The sequence below is a fragment of the Corynebacterium sp. genome, assembly GCF_030535495.1.
In the GTDB taxonomy this organism is placed as follows: Bacteria; Actinomycetota; Actinomycetes; order Mycobacteriales; family Mycobacteriaceae; genus Corynebacterium.
Genome location: NZ_JAUNRW010000005.1, coordinates 1 through 21,071, shown reverse-complemented (window position 1 = coordinate 21,071; position 21,071 = coordinate 1). Strand labels below are relative to the sequence as shown.

The following is a 21,071-nucleotide window of genomic DNA, read 5'->3' as shown; positions in this document are numbered from 1 at the left end:
GGGCGCGGTGGGGAGGACCTCACGAATCTCATTCGGGAACTCGACATCACGGTGGTGGTCGACGCCGTCATCCCGCCGCCGGGGGTCGTTGAGGGCACCCTGGAGGCGTGGCTGGTCGACCAGGGACTGGCCCGGGTGCGACCCGGCACCCGCGGGCTCGACGTGGAGCCGGACGGCACGGTCGTCGGCCAGAGCTCCCTGGCTGCCGTGGGGCGGATGACCGAGGATGTCGTGCTGGGCAATGACACCCTTTCGCGTACCCTCCACGACGTCATCCCCCGCTGGGCCCGCCGCATCGTCCCGGGGCCGTCCGAGGTGCACGGCATTCCTCCGCTCACCGCCCGGCTCGAGCCGTGGGCCGCGCAGCTCGCTGCCGATCCTGCGCACTGCCGGGACCTGGTGTCCGAGTTCGGCAGCCCCGTCAACGTCCTCGACCCCGGCCCCATGCTGGACAATGTCACCGAGCTGGTCGACGCCGGCGCCTCCTGCGGTGTTGACACCCGCATCTTCTTCGCCCGCAAGGCCAATAAGGGGCTCGTGTTCGTCGACACCGTCCGCGATGCGGGGCACGGCGTCGACGTCGCCAGCGAGCGGGAGCTCGCCCAGGTCCTCGGCCGCGGTGTGCCCGGCGAGCGGATCATCCTCTCCGCCGCCATCAAGCCGGATCGCCTGCTCGAGCTGGCCATCGACCACGGCGTGACCATCTCCGCGGATTCCCGCGCGGAACTGGCCCGTATCTCGCGGCTGGCAGGGGAGCGCACCGCCCACGTCGCCCCACGCGTGGCCCCGGATCCGGACCTGCTCCCACCGACTCGCTTCGGCGAGCGGGTTGAGCAGTGGGCCGAGATCGGGCAGGTGCCCGGGGTGGAGATCGTCGGCCTCCACGTCCATCTCCACGGCTACTCCGCCGCCGACCGCTCGACGGCCCTGCGCGAGTGCTGCCGCCTCATCGACCTGCTTATCGACGCCGGCCACCACCCCTCCTTCATCGATCTCGGTGGCGGGGTCCCCATGAGCTACCTCGACGACGCCGCCCAGTGGCGCGATTACCACGCCGCTCGCGAGGCGATGATTGACGGCTACGCCGCGCCGTTCACGTGGAAGGCGGACCCGCTGACCACCACCTACCCCTTCCACCAGTCCCCGGTGCGAGGGGAGTGGCTGCGGGAGGTGCTGGCCGACGGAGTCGCCGAGATGCTCACCGAGCGCGACCTGCGCCTGCACCTGGAACCGGGCCGCAGCCTGCTCGACGGCTGCGGGATGATCCTGGCGGAGGTGGCCTTCGTCAAACAGCGTTCCGACGGCCTACCTCTCGTCGGCCTGGCCATGAACCGCACCCAGTGCCGCACGACCTCGGACGACTACCTCATCGACCCCCTGCTGGTGACCGACCGCACCTCAGGTGAGGAGGTGGAGGCGTTCCTCGTCGGGGCCTACTGCATCGAGGACGAGCTCATCCTGCGCCGCCGCATCCGCTTCCCCTTCGGCGTGGAACCGGGGGACATCATCGCCATCCCCAACGCCGCCGGTTACTTCATGCACATCCTGGAGAGTGCCTCCCACCAGATCCCGCTGGCGAAGAACGTGGTCTTCCCGGGCACACTCGACGACATCGATGCGGGCGTACCCTCGGGGGCATGACCACGCTGCACCGTGTTCTCTCCGCCCTGGTTGTCATTGTCGTCGTCCTGTCGTTGCTGGTCGCCTGGTTTTTCGGGCCCGCCCTTGGTCTGGCGCTGCGCGGCCAGCCGTTCTTCCTGCTGCCGCCCTCCCCGCAGCGCTACGCCGCGGTGATCCTCGATCGCGCGGAATCGCTCGGCCTCTACGGTGACTCGGAGGAGTTCGCCCGGGCGCGCGCGGACGTCGAAAAGCAGGCCGCCACCGCGGAGGATCCCGCAGACCTCCATGCCGCGCTCGACGCCGCGCTGGTGGCGGCGGGTGGGCGCCACTCGGCCCTCATCCCGGCGGAACGCGTCGAGGAGAACATCGCCGCCGAACCGTCGCTGCCCGAGGTCAGCCGCGAAGGGGACATTCTCTTTGCCCGGGTGCCCGCCCACAACGTCAACCATGACGGCCAGCGTTACGCCGATCTGCTGGCCGCCGGGCTGACCCAACCCGCCTGCGGGGCGGTGCTCGACCTGCGCGGCAATTCCGGCGGTGACATGGGTCCGATGCTGGCCGGCCTGTCGCCGCTTCTCGACGACGGCGTGGTCCTCCAGCACGTCAGCCGCTTCGACACCACCGATGTCGTCATCGACGGCAACGCCGTGTCCGGCGCCGGCACACCGACGACCGCCAGCGGAGGCAAGAACCCGGTGCCGGTGGCGCTGCTCACCGACGAAGGAACCGCCAGCGCCGGGGAAGGAGTCGTGCTCAGCTTCACCGGGGCAGAGGATGCGCGCACCTTCGGATCCCCCACGGCCGGGGTGCCTTCCGCGAACATCGGTTTCAGCATGAACGACGGCGCGGCCGTCCTCATCACCGTCGCGGCGACGCGCGACCGCACCGGGCGGGAGCATGCCGAAGAGGCGCTTGTTCCGGACGTGGAGACCGGGGAACCGGAGGCGGCCGCCCGCGAGTGGCTGGCCACCGACCACGGCTGCTAGAGGGAGCGCGACAGCGCCTCGGCGGCCTCCACGAGGGCCGCTCCCCACGTGCGTGCCGGGTGGGGGCGCAGGCGTTCCGCCGGCCCGGAGACGGACAGGACGGCCACGAAGCGCCCGGTGGGGGTGAACACCGGGGCGGACAGCGAGGCCAGGCCGACCTCGCGCTCGGCCACCGACTCGCTGAGGCGGGTGCGCTCCACCTCCTGCAGATCGGCCGGGTCGAAGGTGACCTCGGGGAGGATGGCGTCGAGAAGCTGTGGCGAGCCGAAGGCGAGGAAGACCTTGGCGGCGGAACCGGAGGTCAGCGCTAATTGCGCGCCGACGGGGACGGTGTTCTGCAGGCCGACGGGCGGTTCCTGGGCGGCGACGCACGTCCGTGAGGTGCCGGTGAGCTGGTAGAGCTGCACGGATTCCCCGGTGGTGTCGACGAGGGCGGCCATGATGGGGCGGGCGGCGTCGAGAAGCTGATCCCTGCTGCCGGTGCCCAGGGAGGTCAGCGCCGGGCCGGTGGTCCAGCGACCGTCCTCTCCGCGGGCCAGGATGCGGTGGGTCTCCAACGCGGTGGCCAGGCGGTGGGCCGTGGCGCGCGGCAGGCCGGTGGTCTCACACAGCTCGGTGAGCGAGAGCGGGTGGGGGGCGACGGCCATCATGATGGCCACCGAACGATCCAGCACCTTGATGCCTGACACTGCGCTATACTGTCCCATACCACGATACTAACATCTCACCTTGTGAGATGGTCAGAAGAGAATTCACAGTTGGAAAGGTGGCATCCATGGCCGAGAAGCTGACGCTGGCCGAGAAGGTGTGGAACGACCATATTGTCGCGAAGGGCGAGAACGGCGAACCCGATCTCCTCTACATTGACCTGCAGCTCCTGCACGAGGTGACCTCCCCGCAGGCCTTCGACGGACTGCGCCTGGCCGGCCGCAAGCTGCGCCGCCCGGACCTGCACCTGGCCACCGAGGATCACAATGTGCCCACCGAGGGCATCGAGACCGGTTCCCTCCTGGAGATCAAGGAGGCGACCTCCCGCACGCAGGTGGAGACCCTGCGTCGCAACTGCGAGGAGTTCGGCATCCGCCTGCACCCCATGGGTGATGTCAAGCAGGGCATCGTCCACACCGTCGGCCCGCAGCTGGGCGCCACCCAGCCGGGCATGACGATTGTCTGCGGTGACTCGCACACCTCCACCCACGGTGCGTTCGGCTCCATCGCCATGGGCATCGGCACCTCCGAGGTCGAGCACGTCATGGCCACCCAGACCCTGCCGCTCAAGCCCTTCAAGACGATGGCCATCGAGGTCTCGGGTGAACTGCAGGACGGGGTCTCCGCCAAGGACCTCATCCTGGCGATCATCGCCAAGATCGGCACCGGCGGCGGCCAGGGCCACATCATCGAGTACCGCGGTGAGGCCATTGAGAAGCTCTCGATGGAGGCCCGCATGACCATCTGCAACATGTCCATCGAGGCCGGTGCCCGCGCCGGCATGGTCGCCCCGGACCAGAAGACCTTCGACTACGTCCAGGGCCGCGAGTTCGCCCCCACCGGCGCTGACTGGGATGCCGCCGTGGAGTACTGGAAGACCCTGCCCACCGACGAGGGTGCCCAGTTCGACACCGTCGTCGAGATCGACGGCTCCGCGCTGACCCCCTTCATCACCTGGGGCACCAACCCCGGACAGGGTCTGCCGCTGTCGGCGAATGTCCCGGACCCGGAGGACTTCACCAACGAGTCCGACAAGGCCGCCGCCGAGAAGGCCCTGGCCTACATGGACCTCACCCCGGGCACCCCGCTGCGCGACATCGCCATCGACACCGTCTTCCTCGGCTCCTGCACCAACGCGCGCATCGAGGATCTGCGCGCCGCCGCCGAGGTGGTCAAGGGCCGCACCATCGCCGAGAACACCCGCATGCTCGTCGTGCCGTCCTCGACCATGGTCAAGGAGGAGGCCGAGAAGGAGGGGCTGGACGCCGTCTTCACCGAGTTCGGTGCCGAGTGGCGCACCGCCGGTTGCTCGATGTGTCTGGGCATGAACCCCGACCAGCTGGCCCCCGGTGAGCGTTCCGCCTCCACCTCGAACCGCAACTTCGAGGGCCGCCAGGGCCCGGGTGGTCGCACCCACCTCGTGTCCCCGCAGGTGGCCGCCGCCACCGCCGTCCTCGGCCACCTGGCCAGCCCCGCCGACCTCTAAGGAGATACCCACCATGGAGAAGTTCACCACCCACACCGGCGTCGGCGTGCCGCTGACCCGCTCCAACGTCGACACCGACCAGATCATCCCCGCCGTCTACCTCAAGCGTGTGACCCGCACCGGCTTCGAGGACGGCCTGTTCGCCGGCTGGCGCAAGGACGAGAACTTCGTCCTCAACCAGGAGCCGTACGCGAACGGTTCCGTCCTCGTCGCCGGCCCCGACTTCGGCACCGGCTCCTCCCGCGAGCACGCCGTGTGGGCGCTCATGGACTACGGCTTCCGCGTCGTGCTGTCCCCGCGCTTCGCAGACATCTTCCGCGGCAACTCCGGCAAGGCCGGGCTGCTCGCCGCCCAGATGGAGGAGGCCGACATCGAACTGCTGTGGAAGCAGCTCGAGGCCGAGCCGGGCCTGGAGATCACCGTCGACCTGGAGTCCCGCACCGTCACGGCGGGGGAGAACACCTACCAGTTCTCCGTCGACGACTACACCCGCTGGCGCCTCATGGAGGGCCTCGACGACATCGGCCTGACGCTGCGCGACGAGCCCGCCATCACCGCCTACGAGGAGTCCCGCCCGGCCTTCAAGCCGACTATTCTCGGCTAGATGAGACATGTGACGCCGAAAGTAGTCCTGGGCGTGGCCGCGGTTCTCGCCGTCGTTTCCGCCCTGGTGGATTTCACCACCATGGCTGAACTGTCAGGGCAGGCGGACACGTGGGCGTCGATACGCAAGACCATCGCCCGCACCATCAACTCCGGTTCCGTGTGGGCCGGGCTGGGCATCCTCGCAGGCTTTTCCGCCGGACCACGGCGGTGGCTGCGGGGAGCCGCCCTGGGTGCGGGCATCCTGCTGCTGACCACCGCCCTGCACTACGCGGTGGGCGTCGGCGTCGGCATCGTGCCCGCGGACGGGTTTGTCTCCAATGCCCAGTGGTTCGTGGCGGCGGCGGTCTTCGGCCTCCCCCTGGGGCTGATCGGCGTCGCGGCGCACTCACATCTGCTCGCCCGCCTGGTCCTTCCACTCGGCATGATCGCCGAACCGTGGGTGACCCGGCGCTTCTTCGGCTTCTACGGTAACCTGCCCAGCCAGGTCTCCGAGATAGCCAGCGGAATCATCCTCACCCTGCTCGGGGTGATCCTGGGGGTCCTGGTCCTCAGGCTGAGGCGGAGAACGCGCTCTACTTCGCCGGCAGCGGGCTCGTCAGATAGTCCGCCCCCGTCAGCTGACCGTCGTTGAACGACAGCACCCACACGGACGCCTTCTTCGCCTCGATCTCCTCGAGCGGGAGGCGTCCGTTCGCGCTCAACCAGGCGATCATGTCGGGGATCGCGGTGCCCTGGGAGACGACGACGGAGGTGCCGCCGGCGTCGACAAGCTCCTGGAAACGCTTCTGCGCGTCGACCTGCCTCTCCACGTAGGCCCGGTCGCCGAAGTGGTCATCGACGATGATCTCCAGGCCGAGTTCATCGGCCAGGGGGGCGGCGGTGGACTGGCAGCGCTCCGGCTCGGCGGAGTACACCGCGACCGGCTTGTAGGGCAGCAGCATGGGCACGAGCATCTCGGCCTGGCGGCGGCCCTTCTTGTCCAGGGGGCGCAGATTGTCGTCGCCCGCCCAGTTGCGGCGCTGATGCGCGCGACCGTGACGGATGTAGAGAATGCGGGAGGTGGCGGGCAGGCCGAAACGCTTCTCGGCCTTGTCCAGGACGTGGCGGTCCACGTCGTAGGAGAGGATCTCGCGGGCCTCGTCGATGGGCAGCCACCGCAGTTCGTCGACCTCGTCGTTGGGGGTGAACTCGCCGCCGAGGACCTCACCCGTCCAGTAGTAGACGACCTTGGTGCGGTCGGCGACCGGGTAGGTCACCTTGCCCAGCAGCTTGCCCAGGCGGATATCGAAACCCGTTTCCTCGAGGATCTCGCGGGCGGCGGTGGTCGGCAGCGACTCACCCGGGTCGACCTTGCCCTTGGCCAGGGACCAGTCATCGTAGGAGGGACGGTGGATGACGGCCACCTCGACGGAATCGAGATCGGCCAGGTCACCACGCCACAGCACCGCCCCGGCAGCCAGCATGGCCCGCGGGAACTCCTTCGCCGGATCGGCGGGAATCACCTGGTGACGGCCGTTGACCAACAGCTCCGGAACCTGATCCTTGTCAACCTCGTAGGACAGCTTCTTCTTCGGCATGGTTCCCCTCAGACGTCGGTGGCGGATACGGTTCCCTCCATTTTTCCGTACCTGCGGCTTCTTCGCAGCACCAACCCATCCTTTAAGCTGGTTTGCAACCGAAACATTAAGGAGCAGCGCGTGGTCAACGTAGCCATCATGGGGGCCGGTTCCTGGGGCACCACCCTGGCGAAGGTCTTTGCTGACGCCGGCAACACCGTCACGCTGTGGGCGCGTCGTGAGGAACTGGCGGAGCAGATCCACTCCACCCGCGCCAACCCGGACTATCTCCCGGACATCCGGCTCCCGGAATCGGTGGTGGCCACCCACGATGCCTCCCGCGCCCTGGATTCTGCCGCGATCGTCGTCTTCGCCGTCCCCAGCCAGACGATGCGTGACAACCTGGCGGCCTGGACCCCGCTGCTGCCCTCGGATTCGACGTTGGTGAGCATCTCGAAGGGTGTGGAGACCGACACGCACCTGCGGATGAGTGAGGTCATCGCCGAGATGACCGGCGCCGATCCCAACCGCATCGCGGTGCTCTCCGGGCCGAACCTGGCGCGCGAGATCGCCGAGGAGCAACCCGCCGCCACCGTCATCGCCTGCCTCGACGAGAACCGGGCGAAACTCGTCCAGGCCGCCGTGGCCACCCCGTACCTGCGCCCCTACACCAACACCGATGTCGTCGGCGTCGAACTGGGCGGTGCCTGCAAGAACGTCATCGCGCTGGCCTGCGGCGTGGCGACGGGACTGGGCTTCGGCGAGAACACCCTGGCCACCATCATCACCCGCGGTCTGGCCGAGATCTCCCGCCTCGGGCATGCTCTCGGGGCGGACCAGCGCACCTTCGCCGGTCTCGCCGGCCTCGGCGACCTGGTGGCCACGTGTTCCTCGCCGCTGTCGCGTAACCGTTCCTTCGGTGTCCGCCTGGGCGAGGGCGGCACCCTCGAGGAGGCGAAGAAGGCCACCCACGGTCAGGTCGCGGAGGGAGTCATCTCCTCGAACTCGGTGTTCCAGCTGGCGCAGGCCAACAAGGTGGAGATGCCGATCACGCAGGCCGTCTACGCCGTGTGCCACCGCGGGCTGGATGTGCGGGACATGATCGCCGCTCTCATGGGTCGCTCCAAGAAGGCGGAATGAGGGCGCGGTAGGCTTCTGGCCTATGGAACACCCGGACAACCGCATCACAGTCGGCGTCATCTACGGCGGCCGCAGCACCGAGCATGAGATCTCCTGCGTGTCGGCGGGGGCGATCATGAGCCACCTCGACACCGACAGGTACCAGGTCATCCCCATCGGCATCACGAGGGACGGCATGTGGACGGTGGGTGAGTCGGACTACTCGCAGTTGCAGATCCGGGACGGTGTGCTGCCGAGCGTCGATAAGCGCGCGGAGCTGGCCCTGTCGCTGGACCCGGGCGACAACGGGCTGCTTCTCAACCTCGACACCGGGCAGCCGCACGCGCGTATCGACGTCGCCTTCCCCGTCCTCCACGGCCCCTTCGGTGAGGACGGCACCATCCAGGGCATGCTCGAGCTCATCGGCCTGCCCTATGTCGGGGCCGGTGTGCTGGCCTCGGCCTGCGGCATGGACAAGGAGTTCACCAAGAAGCTCGCCGCCGCCGCAGGCCTGCCCATCACCGCGGAACTCATCCTCCGTGACGGCGACACCGAGGTCGACGAGACCGAGAAGCAGCGCCTCGGTCTGCCGGTGTTCGTCAAGCCAGCGCGCGGTGGTTCCTCCATCGGCGTGTCGAAGGTCAGCGACTGGGCGCAGCTGCCCGCGGCGATCGCGGCGGCCCGCGAATCCGACGACAAGGTGATCATCGAGGCCGAGATCATCGGCGACGAGGTGGAGGTCGGGGTCCTCGAGTACCCGGACGGCTCGGTCACAGCCTCGGTCCCTGCGAAGCTCAACGGCACCGGGGATTCGGAGGAGGGCTTCTACGGTTTCGAGACGAAGTACCTCGACAACGTGGTCAGTCCCACCATCCCCGCGCCCTACAGCGACACCGTCAAAGACGAGATCCGCGCCCTCGCCGTGCGCACCTTCCGGGCGCTCAACTGCCAGGGCCTGTCCCGCGTCGATTTCTTCCTCACCGACCGCGGCCCGGTGCTCAACGAGATCAACACCATGCCCGGGTTCACGCCGATCTCGATGTACCCGCAGATGTTCGCCGCCTCCGGCGTTACCTACGAGGAGCTTCTCGACGTCCTCGTGACTACTGCGTGTCAGTCTCCGCGGCGATGACCTCGCCGAGTTGAATGAGCACCTCGCTGCTGACGTCCTGCGGAGTGCTCACGGCGATGTCGGTCTCGCGGCCGAGGGCGAACCAGGTCGCCGAGGTGGTGCCGGCGGCCAGGACGGTGTCCTCGAACCACACGACGTCATTGATCTGGTGGAGCTGCAGGCCCGGCTCGTAGTTCTCGGGCGGGGCGACGCCGCAGCGCAGGACCACCGGCTCGCGGCCGGCGGCGGTCCAGGCGAGGGTGTGGTCCTCGGCGACGTCGATACGCTCATAGTTCTCGGCGATAGTGTCGGGTAGGGCGGCGAGAAGATCCCCGCACACGGAGGTGTCGCCGCTGCTCAGCTGGGTCAGCGGGGCGGGGTAGTGCGCATGCTCTCCGACCGGCAGGGTGGCGACGAACTCGCTGAGGTCAGAGACCGGCTCACCATGCCGTCCGAGGGATTCCGCATCTGCGGTCACCGCCACCACCTGTTCGCGGTCGACCGCATACCAGGTCTGCAGCGTGGACCCCGGGGTGGCGTCGGTGATGCGCAGCCATTCGACACCCTCGACCGTTTCGGTGGGGGCGTAGGCGGTGTACTGCAGGGGCAGGTCCACGCCACAACGCAGCGTGACACGCTCCACGGAGCTCGACGACCACGCCGCCACGCCGTTAGGTGCAGGCTCGAGGATCTCCGCCCGGTCATGCCCGATGAGTTCGTCGGGCAGGGTGTCGATGAACGCCGCACACTCGGGGGAGTCCGCCAGCGGGGCGGGCAGGTCACTCATGGGGACCGGCTGCTTGGCCACCCGGTCGAAGACCACCTTCGCTCCGACGACGACGCCGAGGACCAGGGCCACCGCCAACACCAGGGAGAGGTAGATGGCGGTGCGCCCGGAACGACTAGGTTGGTAAGCGGAGCTCATGTATGTGAAGTCTATCGAAAGGGTCGGCGTGACCAGCTTTCCCGCCCACTATCCGGGCCCGACCCTCGGTGACGTCGGTGAACACCGCGCCATCGAGGCGATCGTCGCCGCCGCGCCGTCCCGCCGCAACGGTGACGATGCGGCCGTGCTCAGCCATGCCTCGCCCAACTCGCGTGCGGTGGCCACCACGGACATGCTCATCGAGGGGCGGCACTTCCGGGTCGACTGGTCGACGCCGGAGGAGATCGGACGGAAAGCGATCCTGCAGAACTTCGCCGACATCGAGGCCATGGGGGCGCGTCCCATCGCCGCGCTGCTGGCGGTCTCCGCACCGGCCCACACCCCGGTGTCCTATCTGCAGGGCATCGCGGGGGGCATTCACGCAGCGGTGGGGGAGTACTCCGCAGAACTGGTCGGCGGTGATCTCACGGCCGGCCATGATCTCGTCCTCTCCGTCACCGCCATCGGCTCGCTCGGCGGCTCCCGCCCGGAACTCACCCTCGACCGCGCGCGCCCCGGGCAGCGGGTGGTCGCCCACGGAAAGATCGGCTGGTCAGGGGCGGGTCTGGCGTTGCTGGGCCGATTCGGCCGGGAGGTTCCCGAACACCTGCGACCGCTGATCGCCGCCCACTGCGCCCCCACCCTCACCCCGGGCCGAGGGGTGGTCGCGCGTGCCACCGGGGCCACCGCCATGACCGACAACTCCGACGGCCTCATCGCCGACCTGTCGACCATCGCCCGGCGCTCCGGCGTGGGCATCGACCTCCACTCGGCGGACATCATGCCCCCGCCGATCGTGTGGGAGGCAGCGGAGCTTCTCGACGCCGACCCCTGGGAATGGGTCCTCACCGGCGGCGAGGACCACACCCTGCTGGCCACCACCGCCGGGGATCCCCCCTCCGGGTTCCACGTCATCGGACGGGTGATCCGCGGTGAATCCGTCACCATCGACGGCCAGGCCCCGAAGTACGGACACGGGTGGGTGAGTTTCTGATGGCGCTCCCTGTCCATGACTCCTGGCTGCCGGCGCTGGCGGGCGTCGAGAAGCAGATCCACGAGCTCGGCGACTTCCTGCGCACGGAGCCGGCCTTCCTTCCAGCCGGCGGGGACATCCTGCGCGCCTTCCAGGATCCCTTCGACCGGGTGAAGGTCCTCATCCTCGGACAGGATCCCTATCCCACGCCCGGGCACGCCATGGGGCTGAGTTTCTCCACCCACCCCGGCGTGCGTCCCCCGCGTAGCCTGGCCAACATCCACCGGGAACTGCACTCTGATCTGGGCGTGGCGGCGCCGGGTGACGGTGATCTCACCGCCTGGTCGCGTCAGGGTGTGCTGCTGCTCAACAGGGTGCTCACCGTGCGCCCCGGCGAGGCCGGCTCCCACCGGGGCAAGGGCTGGGAGGCCGTCACCGAGGCGGCGATCCGCGCCCTGGCCGCCCGGCAGCAGCCGCTGGTGGCGATCCTGTGGGGGCGTGACGCCCAGTCGTGCGCCCGTTTCCTCGGCGACACCCCGCGCATCGAGTCCCCGCACCCCTCCCCACTGTCCGCCTCCCGCGGATTCTTCGGCTCCCGCCCCTTTTCGCGGGCCAATGAGTATCTGACGTCTGTTGGAGCAGAGCCGGTCGACTGGCGGCTGTAGACTACGGCGTTATGTCCCATCCGCGAGAGCTAGACGGCCCCCGACTCCACGCCTGGGCGGAGCGCGCCGTCGTCGAACTCTCCGCCCGTCGCGCGGAGATCAACGCTCTCAACGTGTTCCCGGTCCCGGATGCCGACACCGGCTCCAACATGACCCACACCATGGAGGCCGCCCTCGCGGAGGCCGACCGCCTGCCCACCGGAGCCGACGTCGCCGAGATCGCCGCCGCCCTGGCCAGTGGCAGTGTCCGCGGGGCGCGCGGCAACTCCGGACTCGTCCTCAGCCAGGTGCTGCGGGCCGTCGCCGATTCCGCCGCCCGCGGTACGGGTGAGGGCGTGGACGGAGATGCCATCGCCCGCGCGCTTACCCTCGCCGTCACCCTCGTCGATCGCGCCATCGCCGACCCGGTGGAAGGCACCGTCATCACCGTCCTGCGTGCGGCCGCCCTCGCCGCCGAAAACGCCGACGGCGCCCTGCACACCGTGGTCACCGCCGCCCTGGAGGCGGCCCGCACCGCGCTGGCGAACACCCCCTCGCAGCTGGACGTCCTGCGGGACGCCGGGGTGGTCGACGCCGGGGGCACCGGCTTCGTCGTCCTGCTGGAGACCCTGCTCGCGGAGGTCGAGGGCGCGGATCAGATCCCGCAGGTCGACGTCTCCCCCCACGGGCCGGTGGCCGATCTGGAGGTCACGTTCTTCTATGTCGGCGACCTCGCGGCCCTGCAGGCCCGGATCAGCCCGCTCGGAGACAGCCTCGTCATCGCGCGGGCAGACGATGCCTCCGGGCGCGTGCACATCCACTCGCGTGACGCCGGGCAGGTGATCGAGACCGCCTTCGGTCTCGGTCAGGTCAGTGACCTGCGGCTCGAGGTCCTTCCCGACGCCCCGCAGGTCGACGCCCCGCGGCGTGTCGTCGTGGCCGTCACCCCACCCGGGTCGATCGCCGATCTCTACCGCCAGGCCGGCGCCGTGGTCGTCGTGCCGGGAGAGGAGGTGGTCACCGACATCCTCGGTCAGGTGCGCTCCTCCCGGGCCCAGGAACTCATCCTGCTGCCCAACGGGCTTCTCGACCGCCGACAGCTGGTGGCCGTGGAACGAGCCACCCACGCCTTCGAGCAGACCTTCACCATCGTGCCCACCGCCCGCCTGGTCAGCGGCATCGCCGCACTGAGTGTCCACGATCCGGAGGCACCCATCGGGGTCGCCGCCTACACCATGACCGAAGCCGCCACGGCGATGCGCACCGCCATCGTCACCGATGCGCCCGGCACGGTCGAGGAGGCCACCGAGGCCGCCTGCCGCCGTCTTCTGGCCGGCGGGGGAGAGCATGTCATTCTGCTCACGGGGACAGCGGTGGACGTCGATAAGCTCGATGCCGCCCTCGAGGTCGACGTCATGGCCTTCCCCGCCGACGGGCTCGGGCATCTCGTGGAGATCGGGGTCGAGTAGCGTGCTCGGGTGGCGTGACGCGCGTCTTCTCACCGACGTCCTGCCCGCCAAGGAGGCGACGGCCCTGGAGAAGGCCTTCGGCTACACCACCTGCATGGACCTGCTGCAGCACTTCCCGCGCGCCTGGTCCCGCCACGGCTCCGAGGTCCTGGCCGACGACGCCGCCGAAGGGGACATGATCACCTGCGTCGGCGAGGTGCTGTCCCTCCAGGAACGCCACAGGGACCAGCGGCACATCACCCAGGTCTCGCTCACCGACGGCCGCACACACTTCACCGCCTCCTTCTTCAATGCCCGCTACATCAGTCGCTACCTCACCCCCGGTACGCGCGCGATGTTCTCCGGGAAACTCCGCTTCTTCCGCAACACCCCACAGCTGCAGCACCCCGAGTTCCTCGTCCTGCCCGGGCCGGGGGAGAAGATGGCCGGTTCGGCGTCGATGAAGACCCTCGCCCTCTACGGCGAACCCGATGAGCTCTTCGCCGGGCTGGAGTTCATCCCCATCTATCCCGCCACCTCTGGCATGGCGTCCTGGCGGATCATGGCGGCCATCCGCCACATCCTGGACACGCTCGACCCCGTCGCCGAACCCCTCGGCGAGGTGCCCGCGGACATGCCGAGTTTCGACGCCGCCCTTCGGGGGGTGCATTTCCCCGGGCCCGAGGGCCCCGACACCCACATCGACCGCCTGAAATACAACGAAGCCCTCACGCTGGGCCTGGTCATGGCGCTGCGACGCCTGGAGACCCTGCGTCGCGACGCCCCCGCCCTCCCCGCCACCGACGACGGCCACCGCGCCGGGCTGCTGGCCGCCCTGCCCTATGACCTCACGGCCGGGCAGCGCCAGGTCATCGACGAGATCGCCGACGACCTCGACTCCGACGACCCCATGAGCCGCCTGCTGCAGGGCGAGGTCGGCTCGGGCAAGACCGTCGTCTCGCTGGTGGCCATGCTGCAGGCCGTCGACGCCGGACACCAGTGTGCGCTGCTCGCCCCGACCGAGGTCCTCGCCGTGCAGCACGCCCGGACGCTCACCGGGCTGCTTGCCGACGCCGGGCTCTCCGTCTCCGTCGTCCCCCTCACCGGCTCCATGCCGGTGCCTGTCAAGAGGCAGGCGTTGCTGGACATCGTCTCCGGACAGGCCGACATCGTCGTGGGTACCCACGCGATCATCCAGGACACCGTCGAGTTCTTCGACCTGGGGCTGGTGGTCGTCGATGAGCAGCACCGCTTCGGCGTCGAGCAGCGCGCCCGCCTGCGTTCCAAGGGCCGTGACGGTCTCACCCCGCACCTGTTGGTCATGACCGCCACCCCCATCCCGCGCACTATCGCCATGACGGTGTTCGGGGACCTGGCCGTCTCCACCCTGCGGGAGCTGCCCGGCGGACGGCGCCCGATCGAGACCGTCGTGGTCCCGGAGTACAAGCCGACGTGGGTCCGCCGCGCCATCACCCGGATCGGGCAGGACGTGGAGGCCGGCCGCCAGGCATACGTCGTGTGCCCCCGGATCGAGGGGCCGGGCGGTGTCCTCGATGTCTTCGACATCCTCGGTCAAGGCCCCTTCCGTGACTTCCACGTCGGATACCTCCACGGCCGGATGCCGGCGGACGAGAAGGAACACATGATGAGCCGCTTCGCCGACGGGGAGGTGCAGATCCTGGTGTCCACCACCGTCATCGAGGTCGGTGTCGATGTTCCCAACGCCACCGTCATGCTCATCCGCGAGGCGGAGCTGTTCGGCGTCTCCCAGCTGCACCAGCTGCGTGGCCGCGTGGGCCGTGGCAGCCACGGATCCCTGTGCATCTTCCACACCCTCGTGGAGAAGGACTCCGAAGCGGACCGCCGCATCCACGATGTCGCCGCCACCTCTGACGGCTTCCTCCTCGCTGAACTCGATCTCCTCCACCGGCAGGAGGGCGATGTCCTGGGCACCAGCCAGTCCGGGGCAGCGAAGACCGTGCGCCTGCTCAATCTGCTCCGCGATCTGCCCGTCATCGACCGTGCGACCACGGATGCCTCCGCCCTCGTCCAGCGCCATCCCCTGCTCGCCCAGCGCCTCGTCCTGGAAATTGACCGCGCTGATCGGGAGTATCTCGAGAAAAGCTAGGGTGTAGGGCATGGATATCTGCGCCCCCTTCGCCGGCATCGTGCGCTTTCACGTCCTCGCCGGTGACCGCGTCACCACCGGTGAACCACTGGCCACCGTCGAGGCACTCAAGCTCGAGGCCCCGGTTCTGGCACCGGGGCCGGGTGTCGTCGGCCGCCTCGCGGTGGAGGACTTTTCCGATGTGCTCGGCGGCGATCTGCTTCTGGAGGTCACCCCGTGACCCGCATCATCTCCGGTGAGGCCCGCGGACGCCGGATCAAGGTCCCGCCCTCAGGCACCCGCCCGACCTCCGACCGCGCGCGGGAAGGCCTGTTCTCCTCCCTCCAGGTGCGTTTCGGCTTCACCGACGCCCGCGTCCTCGACCTCTTCGCCGGCTCCGGAGCACTCGGCCTCGAGGCTGCCTCCCGCGGTGCCGCTGAAGTGGTCCTCGTGGAGAACAACCCCGCAGCCGTGAAGATCATCCAGCACAACGCCGGCGTGGTGAAGCACCCCGACGTGCGGATCGAGGAAATGAAGGCCTCCACCTATCTGGAGCGCGCGCCCCACGACTACTTCGACATGGTGCTCGCCGATCCTCCCTATGAGCTCACCGATGAGGCGGTCGTAGAGATGCTGGAGGCACTTCGGCCCGTGCTTGTCGACGGCGCCGCCGTCGTCATCGAACGCCACGTCTCCTCCCCGGAAACGGCCTGGCCCCCGGAGTACGTGCCCACCACCCAGAAGCTGAAGAAGCGCACCTACGGGATCGCTCGCATGGACATGGCCGTCTACCACCGAAAGGCCGAGTGAATGAAAGCCGTCTGCCCCGGATCCTTCGACCCCGTCACCATGGGTCACCTCGACATCTACCGGCGCGCCGCCGACCATTTCGACGAGGTCGTCGTGCTGGTCACCGGCAACCCCAACAAGAAGTCCGGGTTGTTCACCATCGACGAGCGCATGGAACTCATCCGCCAGGTCACCGCCGACGTGCCGAACATCAGCGTCGACTGGTGGGGTGGACTGCTGGTCGACTACACCACCCAGCACGGCATTTCCGCGCTGGTCAAGGGGTTGCGCACCGCCCTCGACTACGAGTACGAGCTGCCGATGGCGCAGATGAACCGGCGGCTGTCCGGCATCGACACCTTCTTCCTCCTCACGGACGAGAAGTGGGGGTACATCTCCTCCTCCCTGTGCAAGGAGGTCGCCAAGTACGGCGGCGACGTCTCCGGGTTGCTGCCCGACCCCGTCGTTGACGCGGTCAAGGAGAAGTACTCCCGGCTCGGGGAGTAATCTGAGCGGGTGCTCGCTGAACTTGCCCTCCTGCTTCTGATCGTCCTCGTCGGTTCACTCCTGCAACGGATCTCCGGCATGGGACTCGGCCTGGTCGCCGGCCCCGTACTCGCGGTGACGATGGGACCGGTGGAGGGCATTCTCGTGGTCAACATTCTGGCCTTCCTCAACGCCGCGGCGACGACGGTCACCGTCCGCGAATACGTGGACTGGAAGAAGTTCACCCTCATCGCCTCTGTGCTCATCATCGGTGCGGTGCCGGGCGCTCTGCTGGTCCGCGAGTTCTCACCGGCTCTCCTGCAGGCGCTGGTCGGTGCGCTCCTGCTCATCGCGCTCGCCGTGACCACCTTCGGGAAGAAGTATGTCCCCGAGGTGACCGGTACGGCACCGGCGGTTGTCGCCGGTATCGCCGGTGGTTTCATGAACACGCTGGCCGGAATCGCCGGGCCGGCCATCACCGTGTACGCGCAGGCCTCCCGGTGGGCGCAGCAGTCCTTCGCCGCCACCCTGCAACCGATCTTCATGGTGGCCGGCGCCATCTCCTTCGGCATCAAACTCCTTCTGGGTGCGGGTGACCTCTCAGACACCAGCTGGCTGGTGTGGCCAGTCGGCATCGTCGGCATGGCCGTCGGTCTGTGGCTGGGTGTCACACTCAGTGAGAAGGTCAGCCGCCCACGGGCTCGGACTCTCGCTCTCCTCCTGGCCACCGCCGGTGGTGTCACGGCCCTCGTGCGCGGCCTCAGCGGCCTCATCTAGCCGGCGTCGGCGCTCCTGAGCTTCGGAGCGCAGGCGCTCGTTCCGGGCGTTGCGGCGCTGCCGGAAGGTCTGCACCCACCGCCGATTCGCGGGAGCCAGGGGTCCGTCCGACTCATTCTCCACGTAGGTGCCGTTCGCGAAGAGGAAGATCGCGTTGCCGGTCACCGGGCAGATGATGTAGCGGATCTGGCCGGTGGTCTTGAGGTTGTGGTGCTTCCGGCACAGCTTCCGCAGGTTGCGGGCAGTCGTCGGGCCTCCCTCGGCGTGGTCGACCGTGTGGTCGTTGTCGCAGAATTCCCCGGGGATGTGACAGGTGGGGAAGATGCAGACGTCGTCGATGCCTTCGATGCAGGCCTCAATGTCCTCCGGTGTGTTGTAGCCCTGGCTGACCTTGTCGTAGGTCTCGTCCATGTCCCGGACGGTCTGTGCCTTAGCCTCCCATTCACCTGCCCGTCGGGGGTTGAGCCATCCGGCCTGCGGCAGGTAGGTGGGGGCGCCGTCGACGTCGTGGGCGCGGTAGAGGTTGAGGTTCACCGTCACACCCTCATCCTCTCCGGTGACCAGCAGCGCGTGGGCCTCCGCCAGCCCCACCTGGCGCCGCTTGGCCAGCGCCCGTACCCGCTTGTCCACGGCTGCGGCGGAGGCGGCGCTCATCCGGGCGGACAGGTCAGCGGTGCCGTCATTGTTGAACTCCACGTGGTAGGTCAGCTGGGGGAGATCGGGATCCTCCTCATCTGTGCTGATCGAGGCGTCGAGTTCATTGACCATCGCCTGGATGCGCTTCTTGATGGTCTCGGATGAGGGGAGCGGCTGGTTCGCACGAGTGGGGCTCAGGTACTCGGCGATCATGGTGTCGAGCTGCGGAAAGTACTTCCGCTCCGCCATCGCCAGCGCCGACTCGACGGCGCGGAGACGCTTCATGTCCATGTGGTGGAGCTTTTCCACGAGCGCGCGGAATCGGGGCAGTTCATCGAGAGTGGCCAGAGCGAAGAGATTATTCTCCGCCATCCACTTGCTTTCGCCGGTGGAGCGGACGATGGGGGCGTAGACGGCTTCGGAGTCGAGCTGCTCGTCGACTGCCTCAGCCAGACTTCGCCACATGGAGTACTGGGAACGGGTGATGGCGTTGGCGGCCACCGCCACGGGGTCGTCGGGATTGTTGACTGTGTAGAACGCGGACATCGGACACACCTCCCTGGTGTCGCTTGAATGTTCGATTCGAACTATAGGGCGACACCCGGACATGGCCACCCCCGGGGGTGAAAAAGTATGCTCTGACCTGTGGTTATCCGCGACCCAAGTAGGGCATCCCGGCCGCGGTGACCGTCACCTGATCGACACTGACATCTCCCGGCATTCCGGCCACCGCCACGAGGAGACGGGCCGCCTCGGCGGCGTCGAACATGGGCTCCGAACCGGTGAAGGATCCCAGCAGGGCAGTGCGGGCGTTACCGATGTCCAGCTCGGTGGCAGTGATGCCGTACGGGCGGCCGTCGAGTGCCGTCGACACCGTCAGACTCGCCACCGCCGCCTTCGAGGCGGCGTAGGCGGCCACCCCGGCCCGCGGGGCGTGCCCGGCGATCGATCCGTTGTTGATGATGCGCCCGCCACCGTGCTCCGCCATCCACGTGAAGGCCGCCCGGGTGCACTGGAACACCCCGGTCGCGTTGGTGTCGAAGGTGCGCCGCCACTCGCCGGCGTCGATGGTGGACAGCTCCCCGGTGGGCCCGGGGACCCCGGCGTTGTTCACCAGCAGATGCAGGGCCCCGAAATGAGAAGTCACCTGCTCAAACGCCGCTGAAACCGAATCCTCGGAGGCGACATCACACTCCACCACCAGGGCATCATTCATCCCGGACGCGGTCTCCTCCAGGGTGTCCCGGGTGCGGCCGAGCAGGGCAACGGACCAGCCGTCCTCCCCGAGAGCCTGCGCGAACATTCTTCCCAGGCCACCGCCGGCACCAGTGACTACTGCAACCTTCTTGTCCATGGGACCATCGTAGAGTGGAGCCCATGATCACCGCGATGAACTGCTCCATCGGACGTGCCAGTTACTGCGTGGGCCTGGACGAAGCCCCCACCTCCCAGGTCGAGCTCTGGTGGCCCTTCACCCACCCCGATCCCACGGATGAGGAGATCCGCGGGGTCGTCGCGGAACTGCAACGCCGCAACAAAAAGCTCATCGCCCTCAACATGTTCGGCGGCGACCTGGCGGCCGGCGACCGCGGCATCCTCCATGAGCGCGACATGCCCGCCGCCCACCTTGACGCCATCGAGGCCTTCCACGGGCTCACCGGTGTCCGTCGCTTCAACCTGCTCGTGGGGCGCGGGGGCACTGAGCTGACCGCCGACCAGGAACGGAGGTTTGCGGCGGTGGCGCGCGACGTCGATAAGCGATTCGGCGGAGTGGCCATGGTGGAGCCGCTCTCGGCGGCGCCGGACTACCCCGTGACCACCGTCGAGCAGGCGGCCCCGCTGCGCGAGCACGGCGGGCTGCTGCTCGACCTCTACCACCTGGCCGTCAATGACGCCGTGGTCCTCGACGCCACCGCCGAGCACGTCCAGATCGCCGACAATCCCGGACGCGGCGCCCCGGGGACGGGCACCCTGCCCCTGCAGGAGTGGGTGGACACACTACGTGAGCAGGGCTATGAGGGCGAGATCACCGCGGAGTGGCTGCCATGAGCGAGAAGTGGGATCTTCTCGACGACAACCGCCAACCACTCGGGCGCACCGCTGAGCGGGCCGCGGGGCTTCGGGACGGTGAGCTGCACGTCGTCGTGCACGTGTGCCTGTTCAACGCGGACGGCCAGATGCTCATCCAACGCCGCACCGAGCACAAACAGGGCTGGCCCGGCATGTGGGACTTCTCCGTCGGCGGCAGCGTCCACGCCGGCGAAACCAGCCGCGAAGGCGCACTACGGGAGGTCCGCGAGGAACTAGGCCTGGAGATCGAGCTCACTCGACCGAGTTTCACCTTCAACTTCGAGTACGGCTTCGACGACTTCTACCTGCTGCTTATCGACGCCCCCGTCACCCTCCCCGCCGTCCCCAACGACGAAGTCGCCGAGGCCCGCTGGGCGGACCTCGACGACGTGCTCGCCCTGCTGCGGGCGGGGAAATTCATCAACTACCGGGAGTCGGCGGTGCGGTTCGTCTTCGACTTCGTCGGCTCCCGCAACATCTTCGACTAGAACAGCGACGAGAGGAAGGCCCGGGTGCGGCCCTCCTGCGGGTTGTCCAGGACCTGCGCGGGGGTGCCGGACTCGACGACGCGGCCACCGTCCATGAACACGACGGTGTCGGCGACCTCCCGCGCGAAACCCATCTCGTGGGTGACCACGAGCATGGTCATGCCGTCGTCGGCAAGCTCCCGCATGACGCGCAGGACCTCGCCGACGAGCTCGGGGTCGAGGGCGGAGGTGGGCTCGTCGAAAAGCATGAGCTTCGGGTCCATGGCCACGGCGCGGGCGATGGCCACGCGCTGCTGCTGGCCGCCGGAGAGCTGCACCGGGTACGCGTTGGCCTTGTGCGCCAACCCGACCTTGTCCAGCAGCTCCAGGGCGCGCTTCTTGGCGGTGGCGGCGGGCGTGCCCTTGACGTGGACGGGTGCCTCGATGATGTTGTCCAGCACCGTGCGGTGGGGGAAGAGGTTGAACTGCTGGAAGACCATGCCGATGTCCGCGCGCTGGCGGGCGGCGTCCTTCTCGGAGATCTCGTGCAGCACGCC

At 68.5% G+C, this 21,071-nt stretch carries 21 protein-coding genes and 1 pseudogene; 17 read left to right on the top strand and 5 right to left on the bottom strand.

The window, feature by feature from the left end; genetic code table 11:
- Together Q4F73_RS01390 and Q4F73_RS01385 are read left to right on the top strand one after the other, a co-directional pair.
- Positions 1–1,641, top strand: a pseudogene (locus Q4F73_RS01390) (diaminopimelate decarboxylase); the annotation flags it as partial.
- Positions 1,638–2,606: a S41 family peptidase gene (locus tag Q4F73_RS01385; protein ID WP_303357559.1), complete on the top strand. Its 969-nt coding sequence runs from the start codon at positions 1,638–1,640 to the stop codon at positions 2,604–2,606. The pseudogene Q4F73_RS01390 and the gene Q4F73_RS01385, both read left to right, overlap by 4 nt.
- Here Q4F73_RS01385 and Q4F73_RS01380 read toward each other — a convergent pair.
- Positions 2,603–3,313, bottom strand: coding sequence for an IclR family transcriptional regulator (locus Q4F73_RS01380; protein ID WP_303357558.1), 711 nt, complete (start codon positions 3,311–3,313; stop codon positions 2,603–2,605). The genes Q4F73_RS01385 and Q4F73_RS01380 overlap by 4 nt on opposite strands.
- Positions 3,314–3,381: 68 nt before the next feature.
- Here Q4F73_RS01380 and leuC point away from each other — a divergent pair, with 68 nt between their 5' ends.
- Genes leuC through Q4F73_RS01365 form a run of 3 tightly spaced genes read left to right on the top strand, consistent with a single transcriptional unit; the run spans position 3,382 to position 6,037 of the window.
- Entirely contained in the window at positions 3,382–4,800 is a 1,419-nt protein-coding gene (gene leuC, locus Q4F73_RS01375) for a 3-isopropylmalate dehydratase large subunit (RefSeq protein ID WP_303357557.1), read from the top strand.
- A 13-nt stretch (positions 4,801–4,813) separates the two neighbouring features.
- The gene (gene leuD, locus Q4F73_RS01370) at positions 4,814–5,404 is read left to right on the top strand and encodes a 3-isopropylmalate dehydratase small subunit (RefSeq protein ID WP_303357556.1); all 591 of its coding nucleotides are present in this window, start codon (positions 4,814–4,816) and stop codon (positions 5,402–5,404) included.
- Positions 5,405–6,037: a hypothetical protein gene (locus tag Q4F73_RS01365; protein ID WP_303357555.1), complete on the top strand. Its 633-nt coding sequence runs from the start codon at positions 5,405–5,407 to the stop codon at positions 6,035–6,037. It abuts the gene before it with no gap.
- Here Q4F73_RS01365 and Q4F73_RS01360 read toward each other — a convergent pair.
- Positions 5,979–6,983 (bottom strand): bifunctional NUDIX hydrolase/histidine phosphatase family protein, encoded by a 1,005-nt coding sequence (locus Q4F73_RS01360; RefSeq protein ID WP_303357554.1) that lies wholly within the window; start codon positions 6,981–6,983, stop codon positions 5,979–5,981. The genes Q4F73_RS01365 and Q4F73_RS01360 overlap by 59 nt on opposite strands.
- A gap of 105 nt (positions 6,984–7,088) precedes the next feature.
- Here Q4F73_RS01360 and Q4F73_RS01355 point away from each other — a divergent pair, with 105 nt between their 5' ends.
- Both Q4F73_RS01355 and Q4F73_RS01350 read left to right on the top strand, forming a co-directional pair.
- The gene (locus tag Q4F73_RS01355) at positions 7,089–8,102 is read left to right on the top strand and encodes an NAD(P)H-dependent glycerol-3-phosphate dehydrogenase (RefSeq protein WP_303357584.1); all 1,014 of its coding nucleotides are present in this window, start codon (positions 7,089–7,091) and stop codon (positions 8,100–8,102) included.
- Between the two features lie 22 nt (positions 8,103–8,124).
- A complete protein-coding gene (locus Q4F73_RS01350; RefSeq protein ID WP_303357553.1) occupies positions 8,125–9,213 on the top strand; it encodes a D-alanine--D-alanine ligase family protein in 1,089 nt (362 codons plus the stop codon).
- On the opposite strand, the gene Q4F73_RS01345 is transcribed toward Q4F73_RS01350, so the two are convergent.
- On the bottom strand, positions 9,185–10,117 hold the full coding sequence (locus Q4F73_RS01345; protein WP_303357552.1) for a DUF3515 domain-containing protein: 933 nt from the start codon (positions 10,115–10,117) through the stop codon (positions 9,185–9,187). The genes Q4F73_RS01350 and Q4F73_RS01345 overlap by 29 nt on opposite strands.
- Before the next feature lie 28 nt (positions 10,118–10,145).
- Here Q4F73_RS01345 and Q4F73_RS01340 point away from each other — a divergent pair, with 28 nt between their 5' ends.
- From Q4F73_RS01340 to Q4F73_RS01305, 8 genes are all read left to right on the top strand, one after another.
- Positions 10,146–11,111 carry a thiamine-phosphate kinase gene (locus tag Q4F73_RS01340; protein WP_303357551.1) on the top strand — a complete coding sequence of 322 codons (966 nt, stop codon included), beginning with the start codon at positions 10,146–10,148 and terminating at the stop codon, positions 11,109–11,111.
- Entirely contained in the window at positions 11,111–11,755 is a 645-nt protein-coding gene (locus Q4F73_RS01335; protein WP_303357550.1) for a uracil-DNA glycosylase, read from the top strand. Before Q4F73_RS01340 ends, Q4F73_RS01335 begins: the two co-directional genes overlap by 1 nt.
- Before the next feature lie 11 nt (positions 11,756–11,766).
- Positions 11,767–13,203 carry a DAK2 domain-containing protein gene (locus Q4F73_RS01330; RefSeq protein ID WP_303357549.1) on the top strand — a complete coding sequence of 479 codons (1,437 nt, stop codon included), beginning with the start codon at positions 11,767–11,769 and terminating at the stop codon, positions 13,201–13,203.
- A 1-nt stretch (position 13,204) separates the two neighbouring features.
- Positions 13,205–15,310 carry an ATP-dependent DNA helicase RecG gene (locus Q4F73_RS01325; RefSeq protein ID WP_303357548.1) on the top strand — a complete coding sequence of 702 codons (2,106 nt, stop codon included), beginning with the start codon at positions 13,205–13,207 and terminating at the stop codon, positions 15,308–15,310.
- 10 nt (positions 15,311–15,320) lie between these two features.
- Positions 15,321–15,530, top strand: a complete 210-nt coding sequence (locus Q4F73_RS01320) for a biotin/lipoyl-containing protein (protein ID WP_303357547.1) — start codon at positions 15,321–15,323, stop codon at positions 15,528–15,530.
- Positions 15,527–16,099: a 16S rRNA (guanine(966)-N(2))-methyltransferase RsmD gene (rsmD, locus tag Q4F73_RS01315; RefSeq protein WP_303357546.1), complete on the top strand. Its 573-nt coding sequence runs from the start codon at positions 15,527–15,529 to the stop codon at positions 16,097–16,099. The genes Q4F73_RS01320 and rsmD overlap by 4 nt, the downstream gene beginning before the upstream one ends.
- Positions 16,100–16,585 carry a pantetheine-phosphate adenylyltransferase gene (gene coaD / locus Q4F73_RS01310; RefSeq protein WP_303357545.1) on the top strand — a complete coding sequence of 162 codons (486 nt, stop codon included), beginning with the start codon at positions 16,100–16,102 and terminating at the stop codon, positions 16,583–16,585. It begins immediately after the preceding gene.
- A gap of 78 nt (positions 16,586–16,663) precedes the next feature.
- Complete coding sequence (locus tag Q4F73_RS01305) at positions 16,664–17,341, top strand: sulfite exporter TauE/SafE family protein (RefSeq protein ID WP_303357583.1); 678 nt, start codon at positions 16,664–16,666, stop codon at positions 17,339–17,341.
- Positions 17,342–18,626: 1,285 nt separating this feature from the next.
- On the opposite strand, the gene Q4F73_RS01300 is transcribed toward Q4F73_RS01305, so the two are convergent.
- Entirely contained in the window at positions 18,627–19,331 is a 705-nt protein-coding gene (locus Q4F73_RS01300) for an SDR family oxidoreductase (RefSeq protein ID WP_303357544.1), read from the bottom strand.
- A 23-nt stretch (positions 19,332–19,354) separates the two neighbouring features.
- On the opposite strand from Q4F73_RS01300, the gene Q4F73_RS01295 reads away from it, so the two are divergent.
- Positions 19,355–20,026: a TIM barrel protein gene (locus Q4F73_RS01295; RefSeq protein WP_303357543.1), complete on the top strand. Its 672-nt coding sequence runs from the start codon at positions 19,355–19,357 to the stop codon at positions 20,024–20,026.
- A complete protein-coding gene (locus Q4F73_RS01290) occupies positions 20,023–20,535 on the top strand; it encodes an NUDIX domain-containing protein (protein WP_303357542.1) in 513 nt (170 codons plus the stop codon). The genes Q4F73_RS01295 and Q4F73_RS01290 overlap by 4 nt, the downstream gene beginning before the upstream one ends.
- Here the strand turns inward: Q4F73_RS01290 and Q4F73_RS01285 are convergent.
- Positions 20,532–21,071: amino acid ABC transporter ATP-binding protein (locus Q4F73_RS01285; protein ID WP_303357541.1), on the bottom strand; the 540-nt coding region annotated here is incomplete at its 5' end. The two genes, Q4F73_RS01290 and Q4F73_RS01285, sit on opposite strands and share 4 nt — an antisense overlap.

Excerpts from the sequence above, each read along its gene's own strand:
- Q4F73_RS01385 (WP_303357559.1), top strand. The coding sequence starts at position 1,638 with ATGACCACGCTGCACCGTGTTCTCTCCGCCCTGGTTGTCATTGTCGTC.
- Q4F73_RS01380 (WP_303357558.1), bottom strand. The coding sequence starts at position 3,313 with ATGGGACAGTATAGCGCAGTGTCAGGCATCAAGGTGCTGGATCGTTCG.
- leuC (WP_303357557.1), top strand. The coding sequence starts at position 3,382 with ATGGCCGAGAAGCTGACGCTGGCCGAGAAGGTGTGGAACGACCATATT.
- leuD (WP_303357556.1), top strand. The coding sequence starts at position 4,814 with ATGGAGAAGTTCACCACCCACACCGGCGTCGGCGTGCCGCTGACCCGC.
- Q4F73_RS01365 (WP_303357555.1), top strand. The coding sequence starts at position 5,405 with ATGAGACATGTGACGCCGAAAGTAGTCCTGGGCGTGGCCGCGGTTCTC.
- Q4F73_RS01360 (WP_303357554.1), bottom strand. The coding sequence starts at position 6,983 with ATGCCGAAGAAGAAGCTGTCCTACGAGGTTGACAAGGATCAGGTTCCG.
- Q4F73_RS01350 (WP_303357553.1), top strand. The coding sequence starts at position 8,125 with ATGGAACACCCGGACAACCGCATCACAGTCGGCGTCATCTACGGCGGC.
- Q4F73_RS01345 (WP_303357552.1), bottom strand. The coding sequence starts at position 10,117 with ATGAGCTCCGCTTACCAACCTAGTCGTTCCGGGCGCACCGCCATCTAC.
- Q4F73_RS01335 (WP_303357550.1), top strand. The coding sequence starts at position 11,111 with ATGGCGCTCCCTGTCCATGACTCCTGGCTGCCGGCGCTGGCGGGCGTC.
- Q4F73_RS01330 (WP_303357549.1), top strand. The coding sequence starts at position 11,767 with ATGTCCCATCCGCGAGAGCTAGACGGCCCCCGACTCCACGCCTGGGCG.
- Q4F73_RS01320 (WP_303357547.1), top strand. The coding sequence starts at position 15,321 with ATGGATATCTGCGCCCCCTTCGCCGGCATCGTGCGCTTTCACGTCCTC.
- coaD (WP_303357545.1), top strand. The coding sequence starts at position 16,100 with ATGAAAGCCGTCTGCCCCGGATCCTTCGACCCCGTCACCATGGGTCAC.
- Q4F73_RS01305 (WP_303357583.1), top strand. The coding sequence starts at position 16,664 with ATGGGACTCGGCCTGGTCGCCGGCCCCGTACTCGCGGTGACGATGGGA.
- Q4F73_RS01300 (WP_303357544.1), bottom strand. The coding sequence starts at position 19,331 with ATGGACAAGAAGGTTGCAGTAGTCACTGGTGCCGGCGGTGGCCTGGGA.
- Q4F73_RS01295 (WP_303357543.1), top strand. The coding sequence starts at position 19,355 with ATGATCACCGCGATGAACTGCTCCATCGGACGTGCCAGTTACTGCGTG.
- Q4F73_RS01290 (WP_303357542.1), top strand. The coding sequence starts at position 20,023 with ATGAGCGAGAAGTGGGATCTTCTCGACGACAACCGCCAACCACTCGGG.